The 25483-nt window shown below is 59.8% G+C and carries 20 protein-coding genes and 3 pseudogenes; 8 read left to right on the top strand and 15 right to left on the bottom strand.

Annotation, left to right across the window (positions count from 1 at the left end; all coding sequences use genetic code 11):
• Positions 1-5: 5 nt before the first annotated feature.
• Positions 6-876: pseudogene (locus PSH65_RS20610) on the bottom strand (ABC transporter permease).
• Positions 873-1898 (bottom strand): ABC transporter ATP-binding protein, encoded by a 1026-nt coding sequence (locus tag PSH65_RS20605; RefSeq protein WP_305422108.1) that lies wholly within the window; start codon positions 1896-1898, stop codon positions 873-875. The pseudogene PSH65_RS20610 and the gene PSH65_RS20605 overlap by 4 nt, the downstream one beginning before the upstream one ends.
• A gap of 243 nt (positions 1899-2141) precedes the next feature.
• On the opposite strand from PSH65_RS20605, the gene PSH65_RS20600 reads away from it, so the two are divergent.
• Positions 2142-2978, top strand: a complete 837-nt coding sequence (locus PSH65_RS20600; protein WP_305422106.1) for an IclR family transcriptional regulator — start codon at positions 2142-2144, stop codon at positions 2976-2978.
• A gap of 135 nt (positions 2979-3113) precedes the next feature.
• On the opposite strand, the gene PSH65_RS20595 is transcribed toward PSH65_RS20600, so the two are convergent.
• Positions 3114-3866 (bottom strand): anti-sigma factor, encoded by a 753-nt coding sequence (locus PSH65_RS20595; protein WP_305422104.1) that lies wholly within the window; start codon positions 3864-3866, stop codon positions 3114-3116.
• Positions 3863-4369 carry an RNA polymerase sigma factor gene (locus PSH65_RS20590; protein ID WP_305427027.1) on the bottom strand — a complete coding sequence of 169 codons (507 nt, stop codon included), beginning with the start codon at positions 4367-4369 and terminating at the stop codon, positions 3863-3865. The genes PSH65_RS20595 and PSH65_RS20590 overlap by 4 nt, the downstream gene beginning before the upstream one ends.
• A 164-nt stretch (positions 4370-4533) precedes the next feature.
• On the opposite strand from PSH65_RS20590, the gene PSH65_RS20585 reads away from it, so the two are divergent.
• Both PSH65_RS20585 and PSH65_RS20580 read left to right on the top strand, forming a co-directional pair.
• The gene (locus tag PSH65_RS20585; protein ID WP_305422102.1) at positions 4534-5628 is read left to right on the top strand and encodes a catalase family peroxidase; all 1095 of its coding nucleotides are present in this window, start codon (positions 4534-4536) and stop codon (positions 5626-5628) included.
• Positions 5625-6170, top strand: a complete 546-nt coding sequence (locus tag PSH65_RS20580; protein WP_305422101.1) for a cytochrome b — start codon at positions 5625-5627, stop codon at positions 6168-6170. Before PSH65_RS20585 ends, PSH65_RS20580 begins: the two co-directional genes overlap by 4 nt.
• Before the next feature lie 92 nt (positions 6171-6262).
• Here PSH65_RS20580 and PSH65_RS20575 read toward each other — a convergent pair whose 3' ends face one another.
• Together PSH65_RS20575 and PSH65_RS20570 are read right to left on the bottom strand one after the other, a co-directional pair.
• Complete coding sequence (locus PSH65_RS20575; protein WP_305422099.1) at positions 6263-7414, bottom strand: M14-type cytosolic carboxypeptidase; 1152 nt, start codon at positions 7412-7414, stop codon at positions 6263-6265.
• Positions 7415-7898: 484 nt separating this feature from the next.
• Positions 7899-8240 carry a DUF3077 domain-containing protein gene (locus tag PSH65_RS20570; RefSeq protein WP_305422097.1) on the bottom strand — a complete coding sequence of 114 codons (342 nt, stop codon included), beginning with the start codon at positions 8238-8240 and terminating at the stop codon, positions 7899-7901.
• 129 nt (positions 8241-8369) lie between these two features.
• Here PSH65_RS20570 and PSH65_RS20565 point away from each other — a divergent pair, with 129 nt between their 5' ends.
• The gene (locus PSH65_RS20565) at positions 8370-9035 is read left to right on the top strand and encodes a LexA family transcriptional regulator (protein WP_305422096.1); all 666 of its coding nucleotides are present in this window, start codon (positions 8370-8372) and stop codon (positions 9033-9035) included.
• A 39-nt stretch (positions 9036-9074) separates the two neighbouring features.
• Here PSH65_RS20565 and PSH65_RS20560 read toward each other — a convergent pair whose 3' ends face one another.
• From PSH65_RS20560 to PSH65_RS20545, 4 genes and pseudogenes are all read right to left on the bottom strand, one after another.
• Positions 9075-11030 carry an acetyl/propionyl/methylcrotonyl-CoA carboxylase subunit alpha gene (locus PSH65_RS20560; protein ID WP_305422095.1) on the bottom strand — a complete coding sequence of 652 codons (1956 nt, stop codon included), beginning with the start codon at positions 11028-11030 and terminating at the stop codon, positions 9075-9077.
• Positions 11030-11845, bottom strand: coding sequence for a gamma-carboxygeranoyl-CoA hydratase (locus PSH65_RS20555; protein ID WP_305422094.1), 816 nt, complete (start codon positions 11843-11845; stop codon positions 11030-11032). Before PSH65_RS20555 ends, PSH65_RS20560 begins: the two co-directional genes overlap by 1 nt.
• A 13-nt stretch (positions 11846-11858) precedes the next feature.
• Positions 11859-13468 (bottom strand): annotated as a pseudogene (locus PSH65_RS20550) (carboxyl transferase domain-containing protein).
• Between the two features lie 11 nt (positions 13469-13479).
• Positions 13480-14643, bottom strand: a complete 1164-nt coding sequence (locus PSH65_RS20545; RefSeq protein ID WP_305422093.1) for an isovaleryl-CoA dehydrogenase — start codon at positions 14641-14643, stop codon at positions 13480-13482.
• A 196-nt stretch (positions 14644-14839) separates the two neighbouring features.
• Between PSH65_RS20545 and PSH65_RS20540 the strand changes: the two genes are divergently transcribed.
• Positions 14840-16537 carry an AMP-binding protein gene (locus PSH65_RS20540; protein ID WP_305422091.1) on the top strand — a complete coding sequence of 566 codons (1698 nt, stop codon included), beginning with the start codon at positions 14840-14842 and terminating at the stop codon, positions 16535-16537.
• A gap of 586 nt (positions 16538-17123) precedes the next feature.
• On the opposite strand, the gene PSH65_RS20535 is transcribed toward PSH65_RS20540, so the two are convergent.
• The 3 genes from PSH65_RS20535 to PSH65_RS20525 all read right to left on the bottom strand — a co-directional run bounded on the left by PSH65_RS20535 (position 17124) and on the right by PSH65_RS20525 (position 19699).
• Positions 17124-18023: a hydroxymethylglutaryl-CoA lyase gene (locus PSH65_RS20535; RefSeq protein ID WP_305422090.1), complete on the bottom strand. Its 900-nt coding sequence runs from the start codon at positions 18021-18023 to the stop codon at positions 17124-17126.
• Between the two features lie 148 nt (positions 18024-18171).
• Positions 18172-18573 (bottom strand): MerR family DNA-binding transcriptional regulator, encoded by a 402-nt coding sequence (locus tag PSH65_RS20530; RefSeq protein WP_305422089.1) that lies wholly within the window; start codon positions 18571-18573, stop codon positions 18172-18174.
• Positions 18574-18769: 196 nt separating this feature from the next.
• Entirely contained in the window at positions 18770-19699 is a 930-nt protein-coding gene (locus PSH65_RS20525) for a LysR family transcriptional regulator (protein ID WP_305422088.1), read from the bottom strand.
• Between the two features lie 164 nt (positions 19700-19863).
• On the opposite strand from PSH65_RS20525, the gene PSH65_RS20520 reads away from it, so the two are divergent.
• Complete coding sequence (locus PSH65_RS20520) at positions 19864-21093, top strand: acyl-CoA dehydrogenase (RefSeq protein WP_030130892.1); 1230 nt, start codon at positions 19864-19866, stop codon at positions 21091-21093.
• Between the two features lie 163 nt (positions 21094-21256).
• On the opposite strand, the gene PSH65_RS20515 is transcribed toward PSH65_RS20520, so the two are convergent.
• Both PSH65_RS20515 and xthA read right to left on the bottom strand, forming a co-directional pair.
• Entirely contained in the window at positions 21257-22597 is a 1341-nt protein-coding gene (locus PSH65_RS20515; RefSeq protein WP_305422087.1) for a phosphate ABC transporter substrate-binding/OmpA family protein, read from the bottom strand.
• Positions 22598-22721: 124 nt separating this feature from the next.
• Positions 22722-23539 (bottom strand): annotated as a pseudogene (gene xthA / locus PSH65_RS20510) (exodeoxyribonuclease III).
• 364 nt (positions 23540-23903) lie between these two features.
• On the opposite strand from xthA, the gene truA reads away from it, so the two are divergent.
• On the top strand, positions 23904-24728 hold the full coding sequence (truA, locus tag PSH65_RS20505; protein WP_305427026.1) for a tRNA pseudouridine(38-40) synthase TruA: 825 nt from the start codon (positions 23904-23906) through the stop codon (positions 24726-24728).
• 63 nt (positions 24729-24791) lie between these two features.
• Positions 24792-25412, top strand: a complete 621-nt coding sequence (locus PSH65_RS20500; RefSeq protein ID WP_305422085.1) for a phosphoribosylanthranilate isomerase — start codon at positions 24792-24794, stop codon at positions 25410-25412.
• Positions 25413-25483 lie beyond the last annotated feature (71 nt).

The raw sequence follows: 25483 nt of genomic DNA, 5'->3' as shown, positions 1-25483 counted from the left end.
ACGAATTATCCCAATGACTTCTTGTAGCGGCCTTCGATCATCCGGTTCCACGACAGCATGATCAGCAGGTTGAGCAACAGCAGGGCCACGGCAATCGCGGCGCCCATCGGCCAGTTGAGCTCCGACAGGTACTGGTCGTAGATCAGCGTGGCGACCATCTTTATCCGGCGTCCGCCGAGCAGTCCGGGGATGGCAAATGAACTCGCCGCGAGGCCGAACACGATCAAGGTGCCGGAGAGCACGCCGGGCATGATTTGCGGCAGCACCACTTTGCGCATCACCGTGAGGTGGCTGGCGCCCAGTGACAGCGCGGCCTGCTCGGCGGCCGGGTCGAGTTTTTGCAGCGAGGTCCAGACCGGAATGATCATGAACGGCAGCATCACGTGAACCAGTGCGATCACCACCGCGAACGGCGTGTAGAGCAACTTCATTGGCGAACCACCGAAGGCTTGCAGCGTCTGGTTGACCAGGCCGTCAGCGCCGAGCAACAGGCTCCAGCCGAAGGCGCGCACCACCACCGAAATCAGCAACGGCGTGAGGATCAGAATCAGGAAGATCGAGCGCCACGGCGCGCCCATGCGGCTGAGGATGTAGGCCTCGGGCACGCCGATCACCACGCAGAGCAGGGTGGTCACGGGCGCTGATCCAAAACGTCCTCAGAAAGATCTCGTAGAAGTACGGATCGCCCAGCAGGCTGCTGTAATGATCGAGGGTGTAGGCGTCGCTGTTGATCCCCGAGCTGTAGTCGAAGACGTTGAACGACAAGATCAGCGTCAGTAGCAGCGGGATCACCAGCAGGCCGAAGTACAACGCCAGGGCCGGTGCGGATAACCAATAGCCCTGACGTCCCTGGCGGATGACGGCAAGCGTACTCATGCCGACACCTCGTCGACACTCAGCACCCGCAGCAATGTTGCATCCCAATCGAGGCCGACCGCCGTGTCTTCGATCAAGGGGGCCGAACCGTCATTGCGGCGCACCACGCTGAGTTCGCCCAACGATGTCGATACGCCGTACAGCCATTGGCTGCCAAGGAAAAAGCGGCTGACGATCTTGCCTTGCAGACGGCCCAGGCCTTTATCCAGCAAGTCGATCTTTTCCGGACGCAGGCTCAGGGTCAGTTCGCCGTCGCCACGGTTGCAGACCTGCACGACGCCAGCGCTGTCCCGTTCGCCGGGCAGCAAGTTGGCCTTGCCGACGAAGCCGGAAATGAACTCGGTGCGCGGGTGCTCGTAAAGGGTGTAGGGCGCGTCGATCTGCGTGATGCGCCCGGCCTGCATCACCACCACCCGGTCGCTGATCGACAGCGCTTCGGACTGATCATGGGTGACCATCAGCGTGGTGATGCCGACCTCACGCTGGATGCGGCGGATTTCGAACTGCATCTCCTCGCGCAAATTGGCGTCGAGGTTGGACAGCGGCTCGTCGAGCAGCAGCACCGGCGGTTCGATCACCAACGCCCGGGCCAGCGCGACTCGTTGGCGTTGACCGCCGGAGAGTTCCCGTGGGTAACGCTCGGCGTGCAGGTTGAGACGTACCAGTTTCAGCACCCGATCCACCCGTTGCTGCAACTCGCCGTTGGGCACTTTGCGCATGCGCAGGCCGAAGGCGACGTTGTCTTGCACGGTCATGTGCGGGAACAACGCGTAACTCTGGAACACCACGCCCAGGCCGCGACTGGCGGGCTTGGCGTGGGTGATGTCGCGACCATCCAGCACGATACGCCCGCTGCTGACTTCGACGAAGCCGGCGATCATTTGCAGGGTGGTGGTTTTGCCGCAGCCGGAGGGGCCGAGCAAGGAGACGAACTCGCCTTTTTCCACCGACAGGTTGGTGGCGACGACGGCGTCGATTTCGCCGTAACGTTTGCCGAGGTTTTCAAGTTGCACGAAGGCCATGACTGCGCTCCACCTGAGATTGTTATGCGTCGCCAAAGGCGCGCTTTTTTGTATGGGCAGATACGAAAAGGATGTTGCCGGGTGCGTTGGCGCTCGACTTCTGTCGGCTGCCGCTGTTGTTCGAATCGCCCCTGATGGACGCAGAGTAGGACGAAGAATAGGATGGGCTCAATGGCCTATTTCACTGAAGCGATGACTATTTTCAGTTTCATTCAGTGAGTAAATTAATTGTCGAGAAATCACATGCCTGATTCCATTGAGCGGAATGTAAACAAAAATGAAGTCGGCGTCGGTGCCGTCTCAAGGCTGTTTGCGGTACTGCGCAGCCTGGGTGACACCGTTGAAGGCGGGGAGCGCGTGACGCAACTGGCGCAGCGCATCGGTTTGTCGCAACCGACCACCCACCGCTTGCTGCGCAGCCTGATGGACGAGGGCATGGTCGAACAGGACGCGCGCAGCAAACGCTATCGCCTGAGCCTGGAGTTTTTTGCCTTGGCGGCCCGCGCCGGCAACACCGGCAACTTGCGTGAACTGGCGCGGCCGGCATTGCTGCGGCTGTCGGCATCGTTGGGAGATTCGTTGTTTTTACTGGCGCGCAGCGGCTTCGATGCGATCTGTCTGGACCGCAGTGAAGGGCCGTTTCCGATCCGTACGTTTACCGGTGACATCGGCGGGCGGGTGGCGCTTGGTGTGGGACAGGGCAGTCTGGCGATTCTGGCGTTTCTGCCGCAAGAGGAACGCGACACGGTGATTCATTACAACTTGCCGCGGCTCAAGGATTTTCACCTGTATGACGAGGTGTTCCTGCGCTCGGAAGTCGAGAGTGTGCGCACCCTCGGTTACGCCGGGCGCAACACCGGCGTATTGCAAGGCATGGCCGGGGTGGCCGTGCCGATCCTCGACCGCGAAGGTCGGGCGGTGGCGGCGCTGAGTGTGGCCACGGTCAGCGATCGCCTGGGGCCGGATCGTTTGCCGACGGTGGTGGAGATGCTCAAGCGCGAAGCCGCGCTGATCGGGCCGCGGATCAATCCGTTCGATCCGCTGTTGCGAAGGCCTTCGCAGGTGTTCGGGCAGGGTTGACCACAATCTCCAAATAATCGCTGACCCCTGTGGGAGCGGGCTTGCCCGCGATAGCGGTGGATCAGTCACCATCAGTGTTGGATATGCGGCCGCCATCGCGGGCAAGTCCGCTCCCACAGGGATTGGCGGTGATGATCAGAACTGCCCGGTTTGTTTGAGCATCCGCGCCGCCGGCGTGTCACTCGGGCTGACCATCGCGTAGTTGTACCCGGCCCCCGACCAGTACTCTGCCTGCAGTGCACCGTCGCTGCGACTACCGCGAGGCAGCAGGGTGTTTTTCGGCCCGGGTGGCCGGACGTAGAAGCTGATCTTGTGCCCGCTCTGATCCTCGTACACCACCATCGCCGCCGGACCTTGTTCAGTGCTGAGCAGCCGCCCGCTGATGGGTTTGTATCCGGCAACGGTCAGGTTCGGCAGACGATGGGCCTGGCTGAAATACCGATCGAGCCAGCCTTGCATATCGCCGTCATCGCTGACTTTGTAATCCGCCGGCAGGATGCCTTGCTGGGCAATCAGCCGGTAGGCCTGCATTGCATCGGTCATCGGCAGCGGGGCGCTGACCAGGGTCATTTGCCGGGCCTGCCAACCGCCCAATCCGCCGATGCTGACCGCGATCAGCAACACCGCGGCGCTGGCCAGATGGCGGCGGGACTGGCGTTTGAGGCGCTGGCGAATCATTGCCGGGTCGAGTTGCGGGTTGGCCGGTTGCTGCAAGGCGCCGCTCAGGGCCGCGCGCAATTGTTGGGCATCGTGCTGCCAGGCGCGTACTTGCGCGGCCACTTCGGCGTTGTTGGCCAGATAAGTCTCCACCCGATGTCGGTCGGCATCGCTGAGTTGGTGATCGACGTAGGCATGCAGGTCACGCTCGCTGGGAGGCATGCTGATCATTTGAGTCTCCGCAGGGAAGGGTGGGTGATTTCGCCGTCGCTGAGCTGGCGCAAGGCCTGGCGTGCGCGGGACAAGCGCGACATCACGGTACCGATGGGGACGTCGAGAATTTCGGCGACCTCCTTATAGCTCAAGCCTTCTACCGACACCCATAGCAGCAGCGCACGCTGTTCGGTGCCGAGCTGATCGAAGGCTTGCAGGGTCGATTGGGCGATCACCGTGCGTTCTGCCGAAGGCTGCGCATCATCACGGCCGGTAAAGAGTTCGAGCATCCGCGCATAACGCCGGGAGCGGCGATGAGCGTCGAGAAACTGCCGATAAAGAATCGAAAACAGCCAGGCACGCAAGTCGCCCTCGGGACGTTTGTCGCCCCAACTCGACAGCGCGCGCTCAAGGCATGCCTGCACCAGATCGTCGGCGCTGCTGGGGTTGCGCGTCAGCGATACGGCGAAACGCCGCAGCCTGGGAATGACTTCCCTGAGTTGTTCGTCGAAATCGTTCATGAAGTTCTGACCAGTCACTACGCTGTGGTGAGTGTTCAGGAAGACGCCCGGCATTCGAGGTTATTCCACGCCTGGAAAAATAAATACCGGGCGATGGAATAAACCCTGGTGGGGTTCGTCTGCCTGATTCTTCTCACTTGTGGCCGATGGCCCTGGAGTCATTCATGGTAGATCGCTCATCACCACCCACGGGGCCTGGCCGGCCACCGCTGAGTGCCGCGAGCCTGACGTTGCGCCTGACCGGCATTGCCGTGGTGGTCGCCGCGCTGGCCGGGGCTTTTGCCTACGTCAACGGCACACTCGACCCACAGCGCCTGACGCCAAAAGCCTTGGTTAATGTGCTGGAGAAAAACAACGGCGTGCACCCGGGATTCCGTCGTAACCACGCCAAAGGCGTGTGCGTGATCGGGCATTTCGAGAGCAGTAGCCAGGCGCGCGAGTATTCCAGTGCCCAAGTGTTCAGCGAAGCGCGGACCCCGGTGGTCGGGCGTTTCGCGCTGCCTGCCGGCAATCCTTATGCGCCGGATAACAGCGTGCCGATCCGCAGTCTGGCATTGCGTTTCACCCAGGCCAATGGTCAGCAGTGGCGTACCGGGATGAACAGTATGCCGGTATTCCCGGTGGGCACGCCCGAGGCGTTCTATCAGTTGCAACAAGCACAGTCACCGGATCCGGCTACCGGCAAACCGAACCCGGCCGCTGTGCCAGCGTTCTTCGGTTCTCATCCGGAAGCCGCGCCATTTCTAGCCTGGATCAAAACCGCCAAACCGTCGGCCAGTTACGCGACGGAAACCTATAACAGCGTCAACGCGTTTTACCTGGTGAACGCGGCCGGGCAACGGCAAGCGGTGCGTTGGAGCATGACGCCAGTGGCTCAGGACGCGGCAGGTGGAACGGCCCCCGAGGGCGGTGATTTCCTCGAGAAAGATCTGGTACAGCGCTTGTCCGCCGGCCCGCTGCGTTGGCAGTTGAACATTACCCTGGCGAACCCCGGGGACCCGGTCAACGATGCGAGCAAAGCGTGGCCCGACGGCCGAAAAGTGTTGAACGCCGGCACGCTGGTGCTCGAAAGCACCCAGCCGCAACTCAATGGCGAGTGTCGTGACATCAACTACGACCCACTGGTATTGCCCAGCGGTATCGAAGGCTCCGACGACCCATTGCTCGCCGCTCGCTCAGCCGGTTACGCCCGTTCCTACCTGCGCCGCACCAGCGAAGTGAAGCAGTTGCCCAACGCCAAACAGGAGTCTCAACAATGAGTGCTCAACCGAACCATTTCGCGCCATTGGCGCGGCTGCTGCACTGGCTGATGGCGCTGATGATCATCTCGATGCTGTTTATCGGCGCGGGCATGGCGGCCTCGGTGTCCGAGCGCCATCAGTGGCTGATCCATCTGCACAAACCTTTGGGCGTTGCGATTCTGTTGCTGGTGATCGTGCGCCTGGCCGTGCGTTTTTCGACCCGGCAACCACCACTGCCGGCGGACCTGCCGGGTTGGCAAGCGCTCGCGGCCAAGGCTTCACATATCTTGTTGTACGCCTTGATGCTGATTTTGCCGCTGCTGGGCTGGGCGATGATTTCGGCGGCCGGCGATCCGGTGATGCTCAGTAGTTCGTTGCAGTTGCCGTCGATTCTGCCGGCGAATGCGCAGGTGTTTGCGTTCCTGCGCAAGGCGCATGGGTATTTGGCGTATCTGCTGTTTCTGACCGTGCTGCTACACCTGGCGGCGGCATTGTTTCACGGGTGGGTGCGTCGTGATGATGTGCTGAACAGCATGCTGCGGGGCAGGGATCGCGACTGATCCCAACAGCCGCAGGCAGCTCCTGCGCGTCGAAACGTCAAAAGATCGCAGGTTTCGGTAGGCGCCTGCGATCTTTTGATCTTAAAGGACAATCAGCGCAGGGTATCGACCATGTCGGCGATGGTCGTCAGCACATCCTTGCCCAACTGCTTCGAGCGTTTGCCGGACCAGCCGGTCAGCGGGTTCGGTGCGTCGTTGTGGTCTTTGAAGGGCATTTCCAGGGTCAACGACAGGCAGTCGAACTTCTGACCGACGCTGTTGCAGGCCAGGGTCATGTTGGCTTTGCCAGGCTCGTCGCGGGTGTAGCCGTGTTTGGTCTGGAAATCTTTGGTCTGATGTTTCAGATGACTGCGGAAATGCTCTTCGAGTTTTTCGATCCGCGACGTATAGCCCGGGTTACCTTCGCAACCGGCGGTGAACACGTGGGGGATTTCTTCATCGCCATGGATGTCGAGGAACAGGTCGACGCCATACTTTTCCATCTGCTGCTGAACGAATAACACTTCCGGGCTGGTTTCCTGGCTGGCGCTCTGCCACGCGCGGTTCAGGTCCTGGCCCATGGCGTTGGTGCGCAAATGACCGTGGAAGGCGCCATCCGGGTTCATGTTCGGCACCAGGTACAGGTCGGCGCTGGCCAGGAGTTTTTTCAGCACCGGGTCGTCGTGTTTTTCCAGGCGCTCGATCACCCCTTCCATGAACCATTCGGCCATGTGTTCGCCGGGGTGTTGCTGGGCGATGATCCAGACCTTGCGCTGACCTTCGGCACCCGTACCTTTGCGCAACAACTGGATGTCGCGACCTTCAACGCTTTTGCCGGTGGCCAGCAGTTCGGTGCCGGCTTTGGTCAGGGCCTGTTCGATCAGCCAGTCATGGCGGCCACGGCTGTAAGGTTCGAAATAAGCGAACCAGGCGTGGGTGGCAGTGGCTTCGAGGCTGAAACGCAGGCAGTCACCTTCGAAGATGGTCGGCACCCGGAACCAGTTGACGTGGTCATAGGACGCCACCGCCTGATAGCCATCCCAGGCTTTGTTGTACGAGGATTTACTGGCGTTGTTCAGGCGAAACCAATGCTCCTGTCCGACGTGCAGACCGCTGGCCTTGAAGTGGAACCACTGGAAATGCTGGCTGCGGGTGTCTGGCTTGATCGCCAGCAGCGCTTGCAAAGGATTGCTGATGTCCAGCACTTCGATGTTGCCACTGTCGAAGTTCGCGTTGATGTCGAAAGAAGATCTAGCCACGGCCATAATCAATTCCTGAATATGATTTTTATGGCTGCTACTTTACACGCAAGGGAGGGAGAAACCGGGGGAAATTGCGGGGTTGAAAAGGGGGGGCGTCCTCCTTGACGCCGATGCAGCTTAGAGACTGTGCAAGTGATTCTCAAGTGCTATTTTACGTTAGTTTGGCCCAATGCTACCGGGCCTCTCTTGCCAACAGATATTCATTTGATATCATCCGCGCCAATCGAATTTGCAGCACCCACAGACTTCATTAGCCTGAAGCCAAAGCCAGAATAACTGGCAAAAAAAAGACCCGGCAAAAAGCCGGGTCAAAAACCGTGATTAGCCTGATGAGGAGATAGTCCAGGAGACCGACCTAAGGTCCCTTGGGCCATCGACTGATCTCGCGATCAGTCGATGCAATAATAATCATTATCATTTGCAAGTCAAATGTTTTTATCTGCGCGATTGGAAAATTTTTCCTGTCTTCCTCCAAAGCGCTTCCTCGTCAATCGTTCTGATTACCCTCCAGGGACCGGTCGACCATCGCCTTGGCCATGTCGATCATGTGCACCGTCGAAAACGCCAGATCCCGGCTTGCTCCCTGCAACTGGTTGGCTGATTCATGCGCGGTGGCGGCGGCACAGCGCAACAGATCCGAAGCATGGACCAGTGCCTCTTCGCTGCTGATGTTACGGTTCACATCGAAGAAACGTGCTTCGTTGACCTCTTCTGACACAGCTGGTTTCAAGTAATAGTCCAGCGCCCGCTGCGCGGCGGCAGAGCCTTTTGGCGAGTTGAGCGTAGTGTCGAATTGCGTGTCGGGCAGGGTAATGCTGGGGATGGTCATGACGATGGCAAGCTCCGTGATAGATTCAAATCCGTGAGCCCAGCTTAGTACTTACTGTATTTGTGTCTTGAATTTAAATACTACAATTTGTGTTTTGTTGGTCGGAGTACCCCACGTATCGTGCCGCACATGGATAAATGGATTGAATTGGTCAAGGCCAAAATGAGTGAACTCAAAGTCACTCAAGAGATACTCGCCGAGCGCATCGGAATGTCCCAGGGCGGCGTCGGCCATTGGCTGAATAAACGTCGTCAGCCCCGCATCCAAGAGATGAACCGTGTCTTGCAGGCGCTGGGGATGGACTATCTGGAAGTCGCGATGGTGATCAGGGAACCGCAGATCTCACAGGATGAAGAGATCTCTCTGACGCAGAAGTACAACCCGTACTTTCGCTACCCCGTCAGTGACTGGCGGGAAACCGGGGAGGTGCGCGACGGAGAGTTATTGAGCTACGGCGTTTCATCTGCTGTCAGCAAACCGCGCTTCGAATTGTCCGATTACCACGCACAGGGCGCGGCGTTCTGGCTGGTGGTGGTCGGTGATGCGATGACCGCGCCCACGGGTGTGAGCATTGCCGCGGACATGTTGATTCTGGTGGACCCGGCCATCGTGCCGGAGCCCGGCAAACTGGTGATCGCCCAATGGCCCGGCAGCGCCGAGGCGGTTTTTCGCAAACTGATTGAAGAGGGCGGGCAGCGTTATCTGGTCCCGCTCAATCCGACCTATCCGAAAGCCCTTTACACCGAAGAATGCCGAATCATCGGCGTAGTGGTTCAGGCAACTGCCAAATTCTAATCAGATCGGTCCTCGCAACGCGTGGGACCGATCTTCATTTCACGCGTGTTCCAGCTCCACCAACGCACTGCCTTCGCTGACCATCTCACCTTCCTGGCAATACAGTGCCTTGATAATTCCGGCGTGGGGCGCGCGAATGCTGTGCTCCATTTTCATCGCTTCCAGCACCACCAGTTGCGCCCCGGCGTCGACCGTTTGCCCGGCCTCCACCAGCACTCGCACGATGCTGCCGTTCATGGGCGCAGTGAGCCCGCCCTGATGGCTATGACTGGCTTCGACGGCACTGATCGGGTCGTAGGCCTCGATGCGTCGCAGCTCACCGTCCCATTGCAGATACAGCGTATCGCCACGGCGGATTGCCCGATGCTGGCGGCGCAAGCCGTTGTGTTCGGTCAGCAGGTATTCACCCTTGAGCTGTGCGGTATGAGCGTCGGCATCGCCCAGGGTCAGCGCCCGGTCTTGTCCCTCGCAACTCAAATGCAGGGTGATTTCTGTCGGCAGTCCGGCACGGAATCCGTTGCCGATACCCCAAGGCGAACTCAGGTCATCAGCGCGGGTCGTGCTCGTCTGGCTCTGGGCAAATGCCTGCGCGGCCGCTTGCCAGAATTCATCGCTGAGGTCTGAGGGTTCTGGCAGCAGTTGTTCCTGATAACGCGGAATAAAACCGGTATCCAGCTCCGCCGCGGCAAATGCCGGGTGGCCGATGATTCGGCGCAGGAAGTTGATGTTGGTCTTCAATCCACCGATGGCAAACTCATCAAGCATGCTCAGCAGCCGCAGCCGCGCCTGCTCACGGTCTTCGCCCCAGGCAATCAGTTTGCCGAGCATCGGGTCGTAGAACGGCGAAATCTCGTCGCCTTCTTCGACGCCACTGTCCACGCGACGCCCCGGCCCTTCGGCGGATTCGCGATACAACGCCAGACGCCCGGTGGCCGGCAGGAAATCATGGCCCGGGTCTTCGGCATACAGCCGCACTTCGATCGCATGGCCGTTCAGTGGCACCTGGTCTTGAGTCATTGGCAGCGCTTCACCGCGAGCCACGCGAATCTGCCAGGCCACCAGGTCGAGGCCGGTGATGGCTTCGGTGACCGGGTGTTCGACTTGCAGGCGTGTGTTCATCTCCATGAAGAAGAACTCACCGCGCGCATCCAGCAAAAACTCCACGGTGCCGGCGCCGACGTAACCGATGGCCTGTGCCGAGCGCACAGCGGCTTCGCCCATGGCGCGACGCAACTCCGGGGTCAGGCCTGGAGCGGGGGCTTCTTCGACGACTTTTTGGTGTCGACGTTGAATCGAGCAATCACGTTCATTGAGGTACAGACAGTGGCCATGCTGGTCGGCGAACACCTGGATTTCCACGTGGCGTGGCTTGAGCAGGTACTTCTCCACCAACATCCGCGAGTCGCCGAACGACGACAGCGCTTCACGTTGCGCCGAGGCCAGGGCTTCGGCCAGTTGGCTGACATCCTCGACCACTTTCATGCCTTTACCACCGCCACCCGCCGTGGCCTTGAGCAGCACCGGATATCCGATGTGTTCGCAGGCGTCGCGGAAGGTGTCGAGGTCCTGGGCTTCGCCGTGATAGCCAGGCACCAGCGGCACGCCTGCGGTTTCCATCAAGGCTTTGGCCGCGGACTTGCTGCCCATGGCGTCGATGGCCGAGGCGGGCGGACCGAGGAAGATCAGACCGGCCGCTTCGATTGCGCGGGCGAACCCGGCGTTTTCCGAGAGAAAACCGTAACCGGGATGAATCGCCTGAGCGCCGCTGGCTTTCGCGGCGGCGATCAGTTTGTCGATTTGCAGGTAACTGTCGGCGGCTTTGCTGCCGCCCAGGTCGACGCGGATATCGGCTTCGCGGCTGTGCCGGGCGTCACGGTCGGTGGCACTGTGCACGGCCACGGTGGTCAAGCCCAGAGCTTTGGCGGTGCGCATTACCCGGCAAGCGATTTCGCCGCGGTTAGCCACCAACAGGGTGGTGAGAACAGGTGCGCTCATCAACGCGGCTCCTTGAGGGTGGTTTCGGCTTGCCAGTTCGGCGGACGTTTTTGCAGAAAGGCGCGCAGGCCTTCCTGGCCTTCGGGGCTGACGCGGATTCGGGCGATGGCGTTCTCGGTGTAGCGCCGCAGCGCCGGGGTTAGCGCGCCGTGGCCGACTTCACGCAGCAAGTCCTTGCTGGCGCGCGTGGCCGCCGGGCTGTTGAGCAGCAGGTTGTCGATCCATTGATCGACTTTCTGCTCCAGTTCGGCCATCGGGTAGCTCTCCGACAACAAGCCGATTTCCCGAGCCCGTTGCCCGCCGAAACGTTCGGCGGTCAAGGCATAGCGCCGTGCCGCGCGCTCGCCGATGGCTTGCACCACGAACGGGCTGATGACTGCCGGCGCCAGGCCGATGCGCACTTCCGACAGGCAGAACTGTGCGTCGTCGGCGCCGATGGCCATGTCACAGCAACTGATCAGGCCCAGCGCGCCGCCATAGGCCGCGCCTTGCACCACTGCCACGGTCGGAATTTTCAGCTTGGCGAGGTTGTACATCAATTCCGCCAGTTCCCGGGCATCGTCGAGGTTGGTGTGGTAATCGAGTTCGGCCGATTGCTGCATCCAGGCCAGATCGGCGCCGGCGCTGAAATGCTTGCCGCGCCCACGGATCAGCAGAAAACGCAGGCTGGCATCGCTCGACACTTTGTCCAGCGCGAGGATCAGTTCGCGGATCATTTCGGCGTTGAAGGCGTTGTTCTTTTCTTCACGGCTGAGCCACAAGGTCGCAAAACCACGCGGATCGGTTTGCAGCTCGAGGGTGTTGAAGTCGCTCATGGTTTTCTCCAGATCACATCCGGAACACGCCGAAGCGGCTCGGTTCGATTGGCGCGTTCAGCGACGCCGACAAGGCCAGGGCCAACACGTCGCGGGTCTGCGCCGGGTCGATGACACCGTCGTCCCACAGTCGAGCGCTGGAATAATAGGGATGCCCCTGTTCTTCATATTGATCGAGGATCGGTTGCTTGATCTCGGCTTCCTGCTCGGCGCTGAAACCATGACCACTGCGCTCGGCTTGCTCACGCTTGACCTGCACCAGCACGCCCGCCGCCTGTTCGGCCCCCATCACGCCAATCCGTGCGTTCGGCCACATCCACAGGAAGCGTGGATCGTAAGCCCGCCCACACATGCCGTAGTTACCGGCGCCGAAGCTGCCGCCGATGATCACGGTGAATTTCGGCACCTTGGCGCAGGCCACGGCCGTCACCAGTTTCGCGCCGTGCTTGGCGATGCCGCCGGCTTCGTATTTCTGGCCGACCATGAAACCGGTGATGTTTTGCAGGAACAGCAATGGAATGCCGCGCTGGCAGGCCAGTTCGATGAAGTGCGCGCCTTTCTGCGCGGCTTCGGCGAACAGGATGCCGTTGTTGGCGAGGATCGCGATCGGGTAACCGTGCAGGTGAGCGAAGCCGCACACCAATGTCGTGCCGAACAATGCCTTGAACTCATCGAACACCGAGCCGTCCACCAGGCGCGAGATCACTTCGCGCACATCGAACGGTTGCTTGGCGTCCGCCGACACCACGCCGTACAACTCGTCGCTGCTGTACAGCGGCGCGAGCGGCGTGCGTTGTTGCAGTTCACCGAGCTTGCGCCAGTTGAGGTTGGCGACGCTGCGCCGGGGCCAATGCGAGGGCGTGTTCATCGCTTTCGGCGTAATGGTCGGCGACGCCGGAAATCTTGCAGTGCACATCGGCCCCGCCGAGGTCTTCGGCGCTGACCACTTCACCGGTCGCGGCTTTCACCAGCGGTGGGCCGGCGAGGAAAATCGTCGCCTGTTGACGGACCATGATTGCTTCATCGGCCATCGCTGGCACGTAAGCACCACCGGCGGTGCACGAGCCCATGACCACCGCAATCTGCGGAATGCCCATGGCGCTCATGTTGGCTTGGTTGAAGAAGATCCGTCCGAAGTGTTCGCGGTCCGGGAACACTTCATCCTGACGCGGCAAGTTGGCGCCCGCCGGAGTCCACCAGATAGATGCAGGGGAGGCGATTCTGCTGGGCGATGGTTTGAGCGCGCAGGTGTTTTTTCACCGTCAGCGGGTAGTACGAGCCACCTTTCACGGTGGCATCGTTGGCGACGATCATGCATTCGACGCCTTCCACCCGACCGATACCGGCAATCACGCCAGCGGCGGGAACGTCTTCGCCGTACACCGCATAGGCCGCCAGTTGGCTGATCTCGAGAAACGGCGAACCCGGATCGAGCAGGCGATTGATCCGTTCACGGGGCAGCAATTTGCCCCGCGAGGTGTGGCGTTCTTGAGCCTTCGGGCCGCCACCTTGTTGCACTTGCGCGAGCAGGGTGTGCAGGGCGTCGACCTGTTTGAGCATCGCCGCGCTGTTGGCTGCGAACTCCGCCGAACGGGGATTGAGCTGGGTATGCAGGATAGCCATGTGCAGCTCCGTTAGCGGGTTTCGTTGAACAGTTCGCGACCGATCAGCATGCGACGAATCTCACTGGTGCCGGCGCCGATTTCATACAGCTTGGCGTCACGCAGCAGACGACCGGCGGGGAATTCGTTGATGTAGCCGTTGCCGCCGAGAATCTGGATCGCGTCGAGGGCCATTCGGGTCGCGCATTCGGCGCTGTAGAGGATCACGCCGGCGGCGTCCTTGCGGGCGGTTTCGCCGCGCTCGCAGGCCTGGGCCACCGCATACAGGTAGGCGCGGCTGGCATTGAGCTGGGTGTACATGTCGGCGACTTTGCCCTGGATCAGCTGGAATTCGCCGATGCTCTGGCCGAACTGTTTACGGTCGTGAATGTATGGAACGATCAGGTCCATGCAGGCCTGCATGATCCCGGTCGGGCCGCCCGAGAGCACAACGCGCTCGTAGTCGAGGCCACTCATCAGCACTTTCACACCGCCGTTGAGCACACCGAGGATGTTTTCTTCCGGCACTTCAACGTCATCGAAAAACAGCTCGCAGGTGTTCGAACCGCGCATGCCGAGCTTGTCGAATTTGTTGCTGCGGCTGAAACCTTTCCAGTCACGCTCGACGATGAACGCGGTGATGCCGTGCGGGCCTTTTTCCAGGTCGGTCTTGGCGTAGATCACGTAGGTGTTGGCGTCGGGGCCGTTGGTGATCCAGGTCTTGCTGCCGTTGAGCACATAGTGATCGCCGCGTTTGTCGGCGCGCAGTTTCATCGAGACCACGTCGGAACCGGCATTCGGTTCGCTCATGGCCAGGGCACCAATGTGCTCGCCGCTGATCAGTTTCGGCAGGTATTTGCTTTTCTGTTCGTGTGTACCGTTGCGGTTGATCTGGTTGACGCAGAGGTTGGAGTGAGCGCCGTAAGACAGGGCGACCGAAGCCGAACCGCGGCTGATTTCTTCCATCGCCACCACGTGCGCCAGATAACCCAGCCCCGCGCCGCCGTACTCTTCCGGCACGGTGATGCCGAGCAGACCCATGTCACCGAATTTGCGCCACAGGTCGGCCGGGAACAGGTTGTCGATGTCGATTTGAGCGGCGCGCGGGGCGATCTCTTTAGCGACAAAGGACTGAACCTGATCGCGCAGCATGTCGATGGTTTCACCGAGGGCAAAGTTCAGGGATGGGTAGTTCATGGGACACCTTTTGGCTTTTTTGTAGGGTGGGGAGGGCTGTGATTTGGCTCTCACCTTTACGTTAACGTAAGCCTGTGATGAATGGCTGTCAATCACCCTTTACGTTAACGTCAACTTGAGCGAGAGTAGAGCCAGTTCTGAAAGACCTCCCACAGGTCGCCGGTACAACCCACTAATAAAGACAATAGGGGTCGTCATGGATCAACCCAGTGCAAACCCGCAGCGCAGTTATACCCGTGGTTCCCAGGACAAAGCCTTACTGGCGATGACCATCGGTCAGGCGTTTGATAACACGGTCGCGCAATACCCGAACGGAGAGGCGCTCGTCGTGCGCCATCAACAGCTGCGCTACACCTGGCAGCAGTTGTCAGAGGCCGTCGACTTACACGCCAGAGCATTTTTGGCGTTGGGCTTGCAGGCCGGTGACCGACTCGGTATCTGGGCGCCGAACTGTGCCCAGTGGTGCATCAGCCAGTTCTCCAGCGCGAAAATCGGCGTGATTCTGGTCAACATCAACCCGGCTTACCGCAGTTCCGAACTCGAATACGTGTTGAAGCAGTCCGGTTGCCAGTGGCTGGTCTGTGCCGGGGCCTTCAAGACCTCCGACTATCACGGCATGCTGCAAGGGCTGGTGCCGGAATTGGCGGAGCAATCCATCGGCCAGTTGCAGAGTGAACGCCTGCCGGAATTGCGCGGGGTCATCAGCCTGGATGCGCAACCGCCATCGGGTTTCCTGCCGTGGTCGCAGCTGACTGATTTGGCGGCCAGCGTGTCGGCCGAGCAATTGCGCGAACGCCAGGACAGCCTGCATTTCGACCAAGCGGTAAACATCCAGTACACCTCCGGTACCACCGGTTTCCCCAAGGGAGCGACCCTCAGTCACTACAACATTCTCAACAACGGTTACATGGTCGGCGAAAGTCTAGGGCTGACGGCCAATGATCGGCTGGTGATTCCGGTGCCGCTGTATCACTGCTTCGGCATGGTCATGGGCAACCTCGGCTGCGTCACCCACGCCAGCACCATGATTTACCCCAACGACGCCTTCGATCCATTGCTGACGCTGAGCACCGTCGCCGAAGAAAAAGCCACCGCGCTTTACGGCGTGCCGACCATGTTCATCGCCATGCTCGATCAGCCCAAGCGCGCCGAGTTTGATTTGTCGAGCCTGCGCACCGGGATCATGGCCGGGGCGACCTGCCCGATCGAGGTGATGCGCCGGGTTATCAATGAAATGCACATGAGTGAAGTGCAGATTGCCTACGGCATGACGGAAACCAGCCCCGTGTCTTTGCAGACCAGTCCGTCAGATGAGCTTGAATTGCGTGTCACCACCGTCGGCCGCACCCAGCCGCAACTGGAAAGCAAAATCATCGACGAGGCGGACAACCTGGTACCGCGCGGCACCATCGGTGAGTTGTGTACTCGGGGCTACAGCGTGATGCTCGGCTACTGGAACAACCCGCACGGCACCGCCGAGGCTATCGATGAGGCGGGCTGGATGCACACCGGCGATCTGGCGAGCATGAATGATGAAGGTTACGTGTGCATCGCCGGGCGTAACAAGGACATGATCATTCGCGGCGGTGAAAATGTTTACCCAAGGGAGCTGGAAGAGTTTTTCTTCACTCATCCGGCGATAGCCGACGTGCAGGTGATCGGCATTCCTTGCTCCCGTTATGGTGAAGAGATCGTTGCCTGGATCAAATTTCACCCCGGCCACAGCGCCACCGAACAGGAACTGCAAGCCTGGTGCAAGGAGCGCATTGCGCACTTCAAGACGCCGCGTTACTTCAAGTTCGTCGAAGAGTTTCCGATGACAGTGACTGGCAAGATCCAGAAATTCCGGATGCGCGAGATCAGCATCGAGGAGCTGCGCATCAACAAAGACTGACACATAACCAATGTGGGAGCGGGAAAAAACGGAAGGCAAGAAAGCACAAAGGGGAGCCGAAGCTCCCCTTTAATTTTGTCGTACGTGCTCTTTTTTTATTATTGAGGGGCGGTCTGTTGTTGTTTTTGGCAACCGTGGCCCTTTACCGCTGTTTTTGTCGATCCCCATCCGGGATCAAGAGCAAACGTATTTTTTTGAGCGCTGATCTACTTTTTCGCTAAGCGATCCAACCAGTTCGGGAGCTACCTGAAGGTAGTTTTATTGTTCTCTGCCCGGTTGCGGGTTACTTCGAAAAGCACCCTGAAAAGCACATCCTCTCCAAAAAAATCTGTTAGCTGCGTCTCTGCCGTGTTGTTCTTGTTATGTCAGAGTCGTTACGTCTTATTTTTATTGGTTTGCAGTTTTTATTCTTGTTATGCCATAGAGATAGCAGAAGCCGTGCCAACTTTTAAAAAACCTTTAAAATCAATGACTTGAGTTTTTCAAAGGATTTTTTATCCGACCCAAACCCGACAATTTGTTTCCGTGTTACTCGCTTCCGCCCACGTTTCTGCACACGCGGTAACACCCGGACACATCCACACTGTCACTGTGCGCTGCGAGCCTTGGCCACGCGCGAACCGGTAGGGCGCCCCAGCACCGTGCAAATCTGTTGGCCAGCCCGAATCAAGGCATCCAGGTCGATTCCGGTCTCGATACCCAGGCCGTTGAGCAGGTAAACCACGTCTTCGGTCGCGACATTACCGCTGGCGCCCTTGGCGTAGGGGCAGCCGCCGAGGCCGGCGATGGAGCTGTCGAACACCGCGATGCCTTCCAGCAGGCTGGCGTAGATGTTGGCCATGGCCTGGCCATAGGTATCGTGAAAGTGCCCGGCCAGTTTTTCACGTGGTACATCGGCCGAGACCACTTCGAACATCCTGCGGGTCGCGCCAGCGGTGCCGGTGCCGATGGTGTCTCCCAGCGAAACCTCGTAGCAGCCCATGGCATAGAGCTCACGAGCAACCCGGGCGACTTGTTCTGGTGCGATGTCACCTTCGTAAGGGCAGCCCAGCACGCAGGACACATAACCGCGCACGCTGACCCCGTGTTGCTTGGCGGCGTCCATGATCGGCACGAAGCGCTCCAGGCTCTCGCTGATCGAGCAATTGATGTTGCGCTGGGAAAACGATTCGGACGCTGCGGCGAACACGGCGACTTCCTTGACCCCGGCGGCGATGGCGTCTTCAAAGCCCCGCAAGTTTGGGGCGAGGGCGCCATAGGTCACGCCCGGCTTGCGCTGGATTTGCGCGAAGACCTCGGCGGAGCCGGCCATTTGCGGTACCCATTTGGGCGAGACGAAACTGCCGACTTCTATATAGCCCAGGCCTGCGGCGGTCAGCGCGTCAACCAGTTGCACCTTGTCCGCAACGCTGATGGGCTGGGCTTCGTTTTGCAAACCGTCACGAGGGCCGACTTCGACCAGGCGTACGTGGGTGGGTAGGGACATGGGAATTGACCTGTTGTGATTGTCTGAATGCTCGGAGACCCTGTGGGAGCGGGCTTGCCCGCGATGGCGGTGGGTCAGTCAGCATCAATGTTGAATGTCATGCCCTCATCGCGGGCAAGCCCGCTCCCACAGGGTGAGGTTATATGGACTATTGCACTGCTTCCTGGCTCTTGATCGTCTGCTCCAGCGCCTGGGTACAGCGCTCTTCGGCCGTGTCGAGTTCCAGTTTCATCTGTTCGATGTCCAGCAGTTGCTGTTCGAGTTGTTCCCGACGTTCGGCGATTTTCGCCAGCATGCTGTGCAGTTGCTTGGTGTTACCGCTGGAGGGGTCATAGAGCTCGATCAGCTCGCGGCATTCGGCCAGGGAAAAACCAATGCGCTTGCCCCGCAGGATCAGCTTCAGGCTGACCTTGTCACGGGGCGAATAAATGCGTTCCTGACCGCGGCGCTCGGGGCTGAGCAGGCCTTGCTCTTCATAGAAGCGAATGGCCCGGGTGGTGATGTCGAGCTCGCGGGCGAGGTCGGAAATGCTATAGGTCTGGCTGCTCATGGAAGCGCTCGAAAAAGGTCATGGCGCTAAGCTAATGGCAGGTTGACGTTTACGTCAAGGGGCGTAAATCTTCATTGGCATCACCGGCCTCTTCGCGAGCAAGCCCGCTCCCACTGGTGACCGCGTTCTCTCAGGGAAATGCGATCAAATGTGGGAGCGGGCTTGCTCGCGAAGAACGATGACGCGGTCCAAAGCCCTACACCTTATCCAGCTTCTTCTCATGCGCCGTAACCTGCTGGCACAACTCGATCATCTGCTCGCGCATCCAGCGGTTGGCCGGGTCCTGGTCGGTGCTTTCGTGCCAGTAAAGATGAGTTTCCACCGGCGGAACCTCTTTAACCGGCAGGTTCACCGAGTACAAGTCATGGCGACGGGCGAAGCGTTCCGGCACGGTCATGACCATGTCGGTCTGCTGCAACACCTGGGACGCCATCAGGTAATGCTGGGAGCGCAAGGCGATTTTGCGCTGGATGCCCATTTTGCCCAGGGCCAGGTCGACATAGCCCAGACCGCTGCGGCGGCTGGAAATATGGATGTGGGTCAGGGACAGATAATCGTCGAGGGTGAACGTCTCTTTGCCCGCCAACGGATGGCCCTTGCGCATGGCGCACACGTAACGGTCCTCCATCAACTTGACGTGACGCACCTGCGGGTCGGTGTTGAGTGGCGCATCCACCGCGAAATCGAGACGACCGGCGGCCAATTCCTTGGTGGTCTCGCGACGTTTGGACAGAAAACTTTCGATGATCACCGTCGGCGCCAGGCGTCGCAGGCGCTGGAACAGCGGCGGCAGGATCACCGCCTCAGTGAGGTCGGTCATGCTGATGCGGTAGGTCTTGACCGCCTGCAACGGGTTGAAGATGCGGCTTTCCTGCACCGATACCCGCAGCAGGGAGAGGGCGTTGCGCACCGGCCCGATGATGTTCTGCGCCATCGGCGTGGGCACCATGCCTTGGGCGGTGCGCACGAAAAGCGGATCGTTGAAGGTCTCGCGCAGGCGAGCCAGAGCGTTCGAGACCGCGGGTTGAGTAATGCCGACAATCTGCCCGGCGCGAGTCAGGTTGGCTTCGGTGTAGATCGCGTCGAAGACGATGAAAAGGTTGAGGTCGACCTTGCTCAGATTCATTGCGCTGCGCTCTCTGCTCTTGTTATAGGAAGGTGGCTCGATCAGTCGATCATATATCGGTGATGAATGTTAATACACGCCGAGAATAGGCTAGGTAAATTATCAACGCTGTTCTAGCATCGATTGCATGCCCTGAACAACCTCCCTTTAGAAGGTAGCTGCCCATGGATTTCGCTTATTCGCCCAAAGTGCAAGAACTGCGTGAGCGCGTGACCGCGTTCATGGACACCTACGTTTATCCCGCTGAAGCGGTGTTTGAACGCCAGGTCGCCGAGGGCGATCGCTGGCAGCCGACAGCGATCATGGAAGAACTCAAACTCAAGGCCAAAGCTGAAGGCCTGTGGAATTTGTTTCTGCCTGAATCCGAACTCGGCGCCGGCCTGACCAACCTCGAATATGCGCCACTGGCGGAAATCATGGGTCGCTCGCTGCTGGGCCCTGAGCCGTTCAACTGCTCCGCGCCAGACACCGGCAACATGGAAGTGCTGGTGCGTTACGCCAATGAAGAACAGAAGCAACGCTGGCTCGAACCGTTGTTGCGCGGCGAGATCCGCTCGGCATTCGCCATGACCGAGCCGGACGTGGCTTCGTCCGACGCCACCAACATGGCCGCCCGCGCTGTGCGTGATGGCGACGAATGGGTGATCAACGGCAAGAAATGGTGGACCTCTGGGGCCTGCGATCCACGCTGCAAGATCCTGATCTTCATGGGGCTGAGCAACCCGGATGCACCGCGTCATGCGCAGCACTCGATGATTCTGGTGCCGGTGGATACCCCAGGCGTGAAGATTGTGCGTCCGCTGCCGGTGTTCGGTTATGACGACGCGCCTCACGGTCACGCCGAAGTGCTGTTCGAAAACGTCCGGGTGCCGTACGAAAACGTCCTGTTGGGCGAAGGGCGCGGCTTCGAAATTGCTCAGGGTCGCCTCGGCCCAGGCCGGATTCACCACTGCATGCGTTCGATCGGCATGGCCGAGCGTGCACTGGAGCTGATGTGCAAACGTGCGGTCAACCGCACCGCGTTCGGCAAACCCTTGGCGCGCCTGGGCGGTAACATCGACAAAATCGCCGACTCGCGGATGGAGATCGACATGGCGCGGCTGCTGACATTGAAAGCGGCGTACATGATGGACACCGTCGGCAACAAGGTGGCGAAGAGCGAAATCGCACAGATCAAAGTCGTCGCGCCGAACGTGGCATTGCGAGTGATCGACCGGGCGATCCAGATCCATGGCGGGGCAGGGGTTTCCAACGATTTTCCGCTGGCCTATATGTATGCCATGCAACGCACCCTGCGCCTGGCCGATGGCCCGGACGAAGTACACCGCGCGGCGATTGGCAAGTTCGAGATCGGCAAGTATGTGCCTAAAGAGATGATGCGTAGCGGGCAGTAAGACGGGTGGGCTTTTGTGGCGAGGGAGCTTGCTCCCGCTGGGTCGCGAAGCGGCCCCAAATCAGACGGCACGGTTGTTTCAGATGTACCGGGTTGTCTGGTTTCGCGACTGCTTCGCAGCCGAGCGGGAGCAAGCTCCCTTGCCACAATGTTCGGTGCTCACTTCAATACACCCAAACCTCAACCCGCCGATTCTTGATCCGCCCTTCATCCCCGCTGTTGGTCGCCACCGGCATCTCGGCGCCGAAACCGCGAATTTCGCGAAACACCACGCCGCTTTTCACCAGTTCTCGCCGCACCGCCATGGCCCGCAGTTTCGACAGCAGGTCAGCCCGCGCCGGGTCGCTCTTGGCGTCGCCAAACCCTACCAGCGTCACCTGCCGATTGGTTTTGTCGTGCTGCTTTATATAGTCGAGCACCCGCGACAGGTCCTGTCGGGCCTTGTTGTCCAGCGTCGCGCTGCCTTCTTCGAAGCGAAAATTCACCGTCAACCGCTGGGCATGACGGCTGAGCGCCTGATAACCCTCGGGCATCAACGCATTAGGCGCGACGACCATGGCCTGAACGGTCTGCGCGATAAAACCATTGGCCGCGACAATCGCCTGGCCTTTGCTGCTTTGGGCAAACTTCACCAAGGCCTTGGCCCAGGGATTTTTCCCGGTCGGCGGTAGGTAAAAGAACAGTCGACGGGACAGCGGGTAATCTTCCGTCGCGATCAGGCTATTGAGCGGAAGCATGGCCTGGGAATCGCCATCGACAATGGCCACGGCTTTGGCCTGGCGCACATACGGCAAACCGATGAAGCCGATGCCTTGCGGATCCAGACTGACCGCATCGGACAATTGCTCGCTGGATTCGAACCGTTTCGCGTTGCCGCTCAGGTTTTTTCCACGCGGGCTGAGGACCAGTTCCTTGAATGTGTCGTAGGTGCCCGATTGATCATCCCGCGCATAGAGATGAATTGTCCCACCGGTGCCGCCGAGTTCTTCCCAGGTTTTCGTTTCGCCACTGAAGATTCGCGCCAGTTGTACGGTGTTGAGTTGCTTCAGCGAATTGTGCGGATGAAGGATGATTGCCAGCCCATCAATGGCGATGACTTGCTCGGCAATCGGGCTTTTCAGATTGCCCAGCGGCTCAAGATCCAGCCGTTCGCTGTCATTGATCGGACGCGAGGAGGCCGCGAGATCGGCAGAGGCAATTTTCAGGGCTTTGAACCCGGTGCTGGAACCGTGGGCCGCGACCTCCACCTCGACTCGGCGTCCCTGAACAGTTTCGCCGACGATGCGTTGTTCGTTGGCTTTGTCCGGGGTTTCGCGGTGAACCTTGAGCAGGCCCTGTTCACGCATCAACCCCTCGACCAGCGCCGGGCCCAATGCCGCGCCAATGGTGTTGGAGCCCTGGATGCGCAACACCGGGCCACGTTCGGGCGTCGGCAAGTCGCTGGCCGACACCGTCAGCGGCAACAGGGCGCCGAGCATCGACAGAAACAACACGCGCAGCGTCATGCCGGCACCTTATAAGCCTGGGAAAGTGCCGGGAGAATAAGTCAGTAAGGTTTCTGAACGATGACAGTTACCAAGTGTGGGAGCAAGCCCGCTCCCGCATTAGCTTTGTGTAGATTTTGTAGGATCAGCTCAACTCAAGCCAGATCGGTGCGTGATCGGACGGCTTTTCCATCGCGCGAAGATCGTAATCCACGCCGGCATCTTTCACTCGCGGCAACAATCCATGGGACGCCATGATCAGATCAATCCGCAGCCCGCGCTTGGGTTCATCTTCAAACCCGCGGCTGCGGTAGTCGAACCAGCTGAAACGGTCGCAGATGTCCGGGTTCAGGTGACGGAAGCTGTCCACCAGGCCCCAGTTCTTCAGGCGGGCCATCCATTCGCGTTCTTCGGGCAGGAAGCTGCATTTGCCGGTTTTCAGCCAGCGTTTCATGTTGTCCGGGCCGATGCCGATGTCGCAGTCTTCCGGGGAAATGTTCACATCGCCCATCACCACAATCGGCTGGTCGTTGCTGAACTGGCTTTCCAGCAACTGCTGCAAATCGCTGTAGAAACGTTCCTTGGCCGGGAATTTGGTTGGTGGGGTGATCGCGACTTTCGCCCTGTGGGAAATAGCCGTTCATGATGGTCACCGGCACGCCATTGGCGTCGGCGAAAGTGCCCCAGATGAAGCGTCGCTGAGCGTCTTCTTCGTCAGTGGTGAAACCTTTGTACAACGCAATCGGTTCCTGGCGCGAGAGCAGGGCGACGCCGTAATGACTCTTTTGCCCGTGGTAATACACGTGATAACCCAGCGCCTGAACCTCGGCCAGGGGGGAACTGGTCGTCATGGACCTTGGTTTCCTGCAGCCCGATCACGTCCGGTTGATGTTTCTCAATCAGCGCCGCCAGCTGATGCGGGCGAGCGCGCAGCCCGTTGATGTTGAAGGAGACGATCTTCATGGTCGGCAGTCCTGGCAAAAATGCGATGCTAGCTGACATGTAGGACGGGGGCCAGCCTTGGGGTGAGGGGATTCGTTTTGTTCTGCCAGAGATGTGTTGGCAGATCGGACCTCTTCGCGGGCAAGCCACGCTCCCACAGTATCCGTGTCGTACACAAAGTCTGTGAACGCCACTAAAACGGTGAGCGAGCCTGCTCGCGATGAGGGCTTCCCGTTCAACATTAAAACCGGCATTTGCTGCGGTCGGGCAGGGCACGAAGATCATGCAGCTGTGGCATCCCGGTCCCGCGGCCTTATAATGCCTGCCTTTGCGTAAATCAGCAGGCTGTCACTCCTTGGCAAATATAGATAATCCGGCCGCTGAAATGGCGGCCGACGGCTTTTTCCGGATCGCGTTGGGCGTTGAGTACAAAGGTTCGCGTTATCGCGGCTGGCAGCGTCAGGCCTCCGGCGTTGCCACGGTGCAGGAAACCCTCGAAAAGGCCTTGTCCAAAGTCGCCGACTCACCCGTGTCGCTGCATTGCGCCGGGCGCACCGACGCCGGTGTGCATGCTTGCGGGCAAGTGGTGCATTTCGACACCCAGGTCGAGCGTTCGATGAAGGCGTGGGTCATGGGCGCCAACATCAACTTGCCGCACGACGTCAGCGTCAGCTGGGCCAAGGTCATGCCGGCGGACTTTCATGCGCGGTTCAAGGCTATTGCCCGGCGCTATCGGTACGTGATCTACAACGATCAGATCCGCCCGGCGCACCTGAACGAAGAAATCACCTGGAACCACCGCCCGCTGGATGTCGAGCGCATGTCCGAGGCTGCTCAGTATCTGGTGGGTATCCACGACTTCAGCGCATTCCGCGCCGGCCAGTGCCAGGCCAAGTCGCCGATCAAGGAGCTGCACCACCTGCGCGTCACGCGCCATGGCAAAATGATCGTGCTGGATATCCGCGCCAACGCGTTCCTGCACCACATGGTGCGCAACATCGCAGGCGTGCTGATGACCATCGGTACCGGCGAGCGTCCCGTGGAGTGGATGAAGGAAGTCCTGGAAAGTCGTGTGCGTCGTTCTGGTGGGGTGACGGCCCATCCGTTCGGTCTGTACCTGGTGCAGGTCGAGTACCGCGATGAGTTCGAATTGCCCGAGCGTTACATCGGCCCGCATTTCCTCACCGGCTTCTCGGAACTTGACGGCTGACGCCCTCGAACGCTTTTGTTACCATCCGGGACTTTCCCGGATTTGTCCTGAGGTTCTATCGACATGTCAGCCGTTCGCAGCAAAATTTGTGGGATTACCCGCATAGAAGATGCGTTGGCGGCGGTCGAGGCCGGGGCCGATGCCATCGGATTTGTGTTCTACGCAAAAAGCCCGCGGGCCGTGACGTTCCAGCAGGCGAGGGCAATCATCAAAGCCTTGCCGCCGTTCGTGACCACCGTGGGTTTATTCGTCAATGCCAGCCGCTGCGAGTTGGGGGAAATCCTCGACGCCGTGCCGCTGGACCTGTTGCAGTTCCATGGGGACGAGACCGCAGCCGACTGTGAAGGCTGGCACCGGCCATACATCAAGGCGTTGCGGGTCAAGGCCGGTGATGACATCGCGGCAGCTTGCGATGCCTACGCCAGTGCCAGCGGGATCCTGCTCGACACGTACGTCGAAGGCGTTCCCGGCGGAACCGGCGAGGCCTTCGACTGGTCATTGATACCGCAAGGCCTGAGCAAGCCGATCATCCTGGCGGGCGGCTTGACGCCGGACAACGTCGCCGAGGCGATTGCCCGGGTTCGGCCTTACGCAGTGGACGTCAGCGGTGGAGTAGAGGCGAGCAAGGGCATCAAGGATCACGCAAAGATTCAGGCATTCATCAAAGCGGTTGTAGGGGCTTGATGTGACGGCTGGCAGACTGCCGCCGTCCCAAAATGCACTGCGCTGCATAAGCAGGCACGGCTGAGGATTGA

The sequence above is a fragment of the Pseudomonas sp. FP603 genome, from assembly GCF_030687415.1.
GTDB classification, from domain to species: Bacteria; Pseudomonadota; Gammaproteobacteria; order Pseudomonadales; family Pseudomonadaceae; genus Aquipseudomonas; species Aquipseudomonas wuhanensis.
Note: the sequence above shows the minus strand (reverse complement) of the source record. Positions and strands in the feature narration are given on the sequence as shown.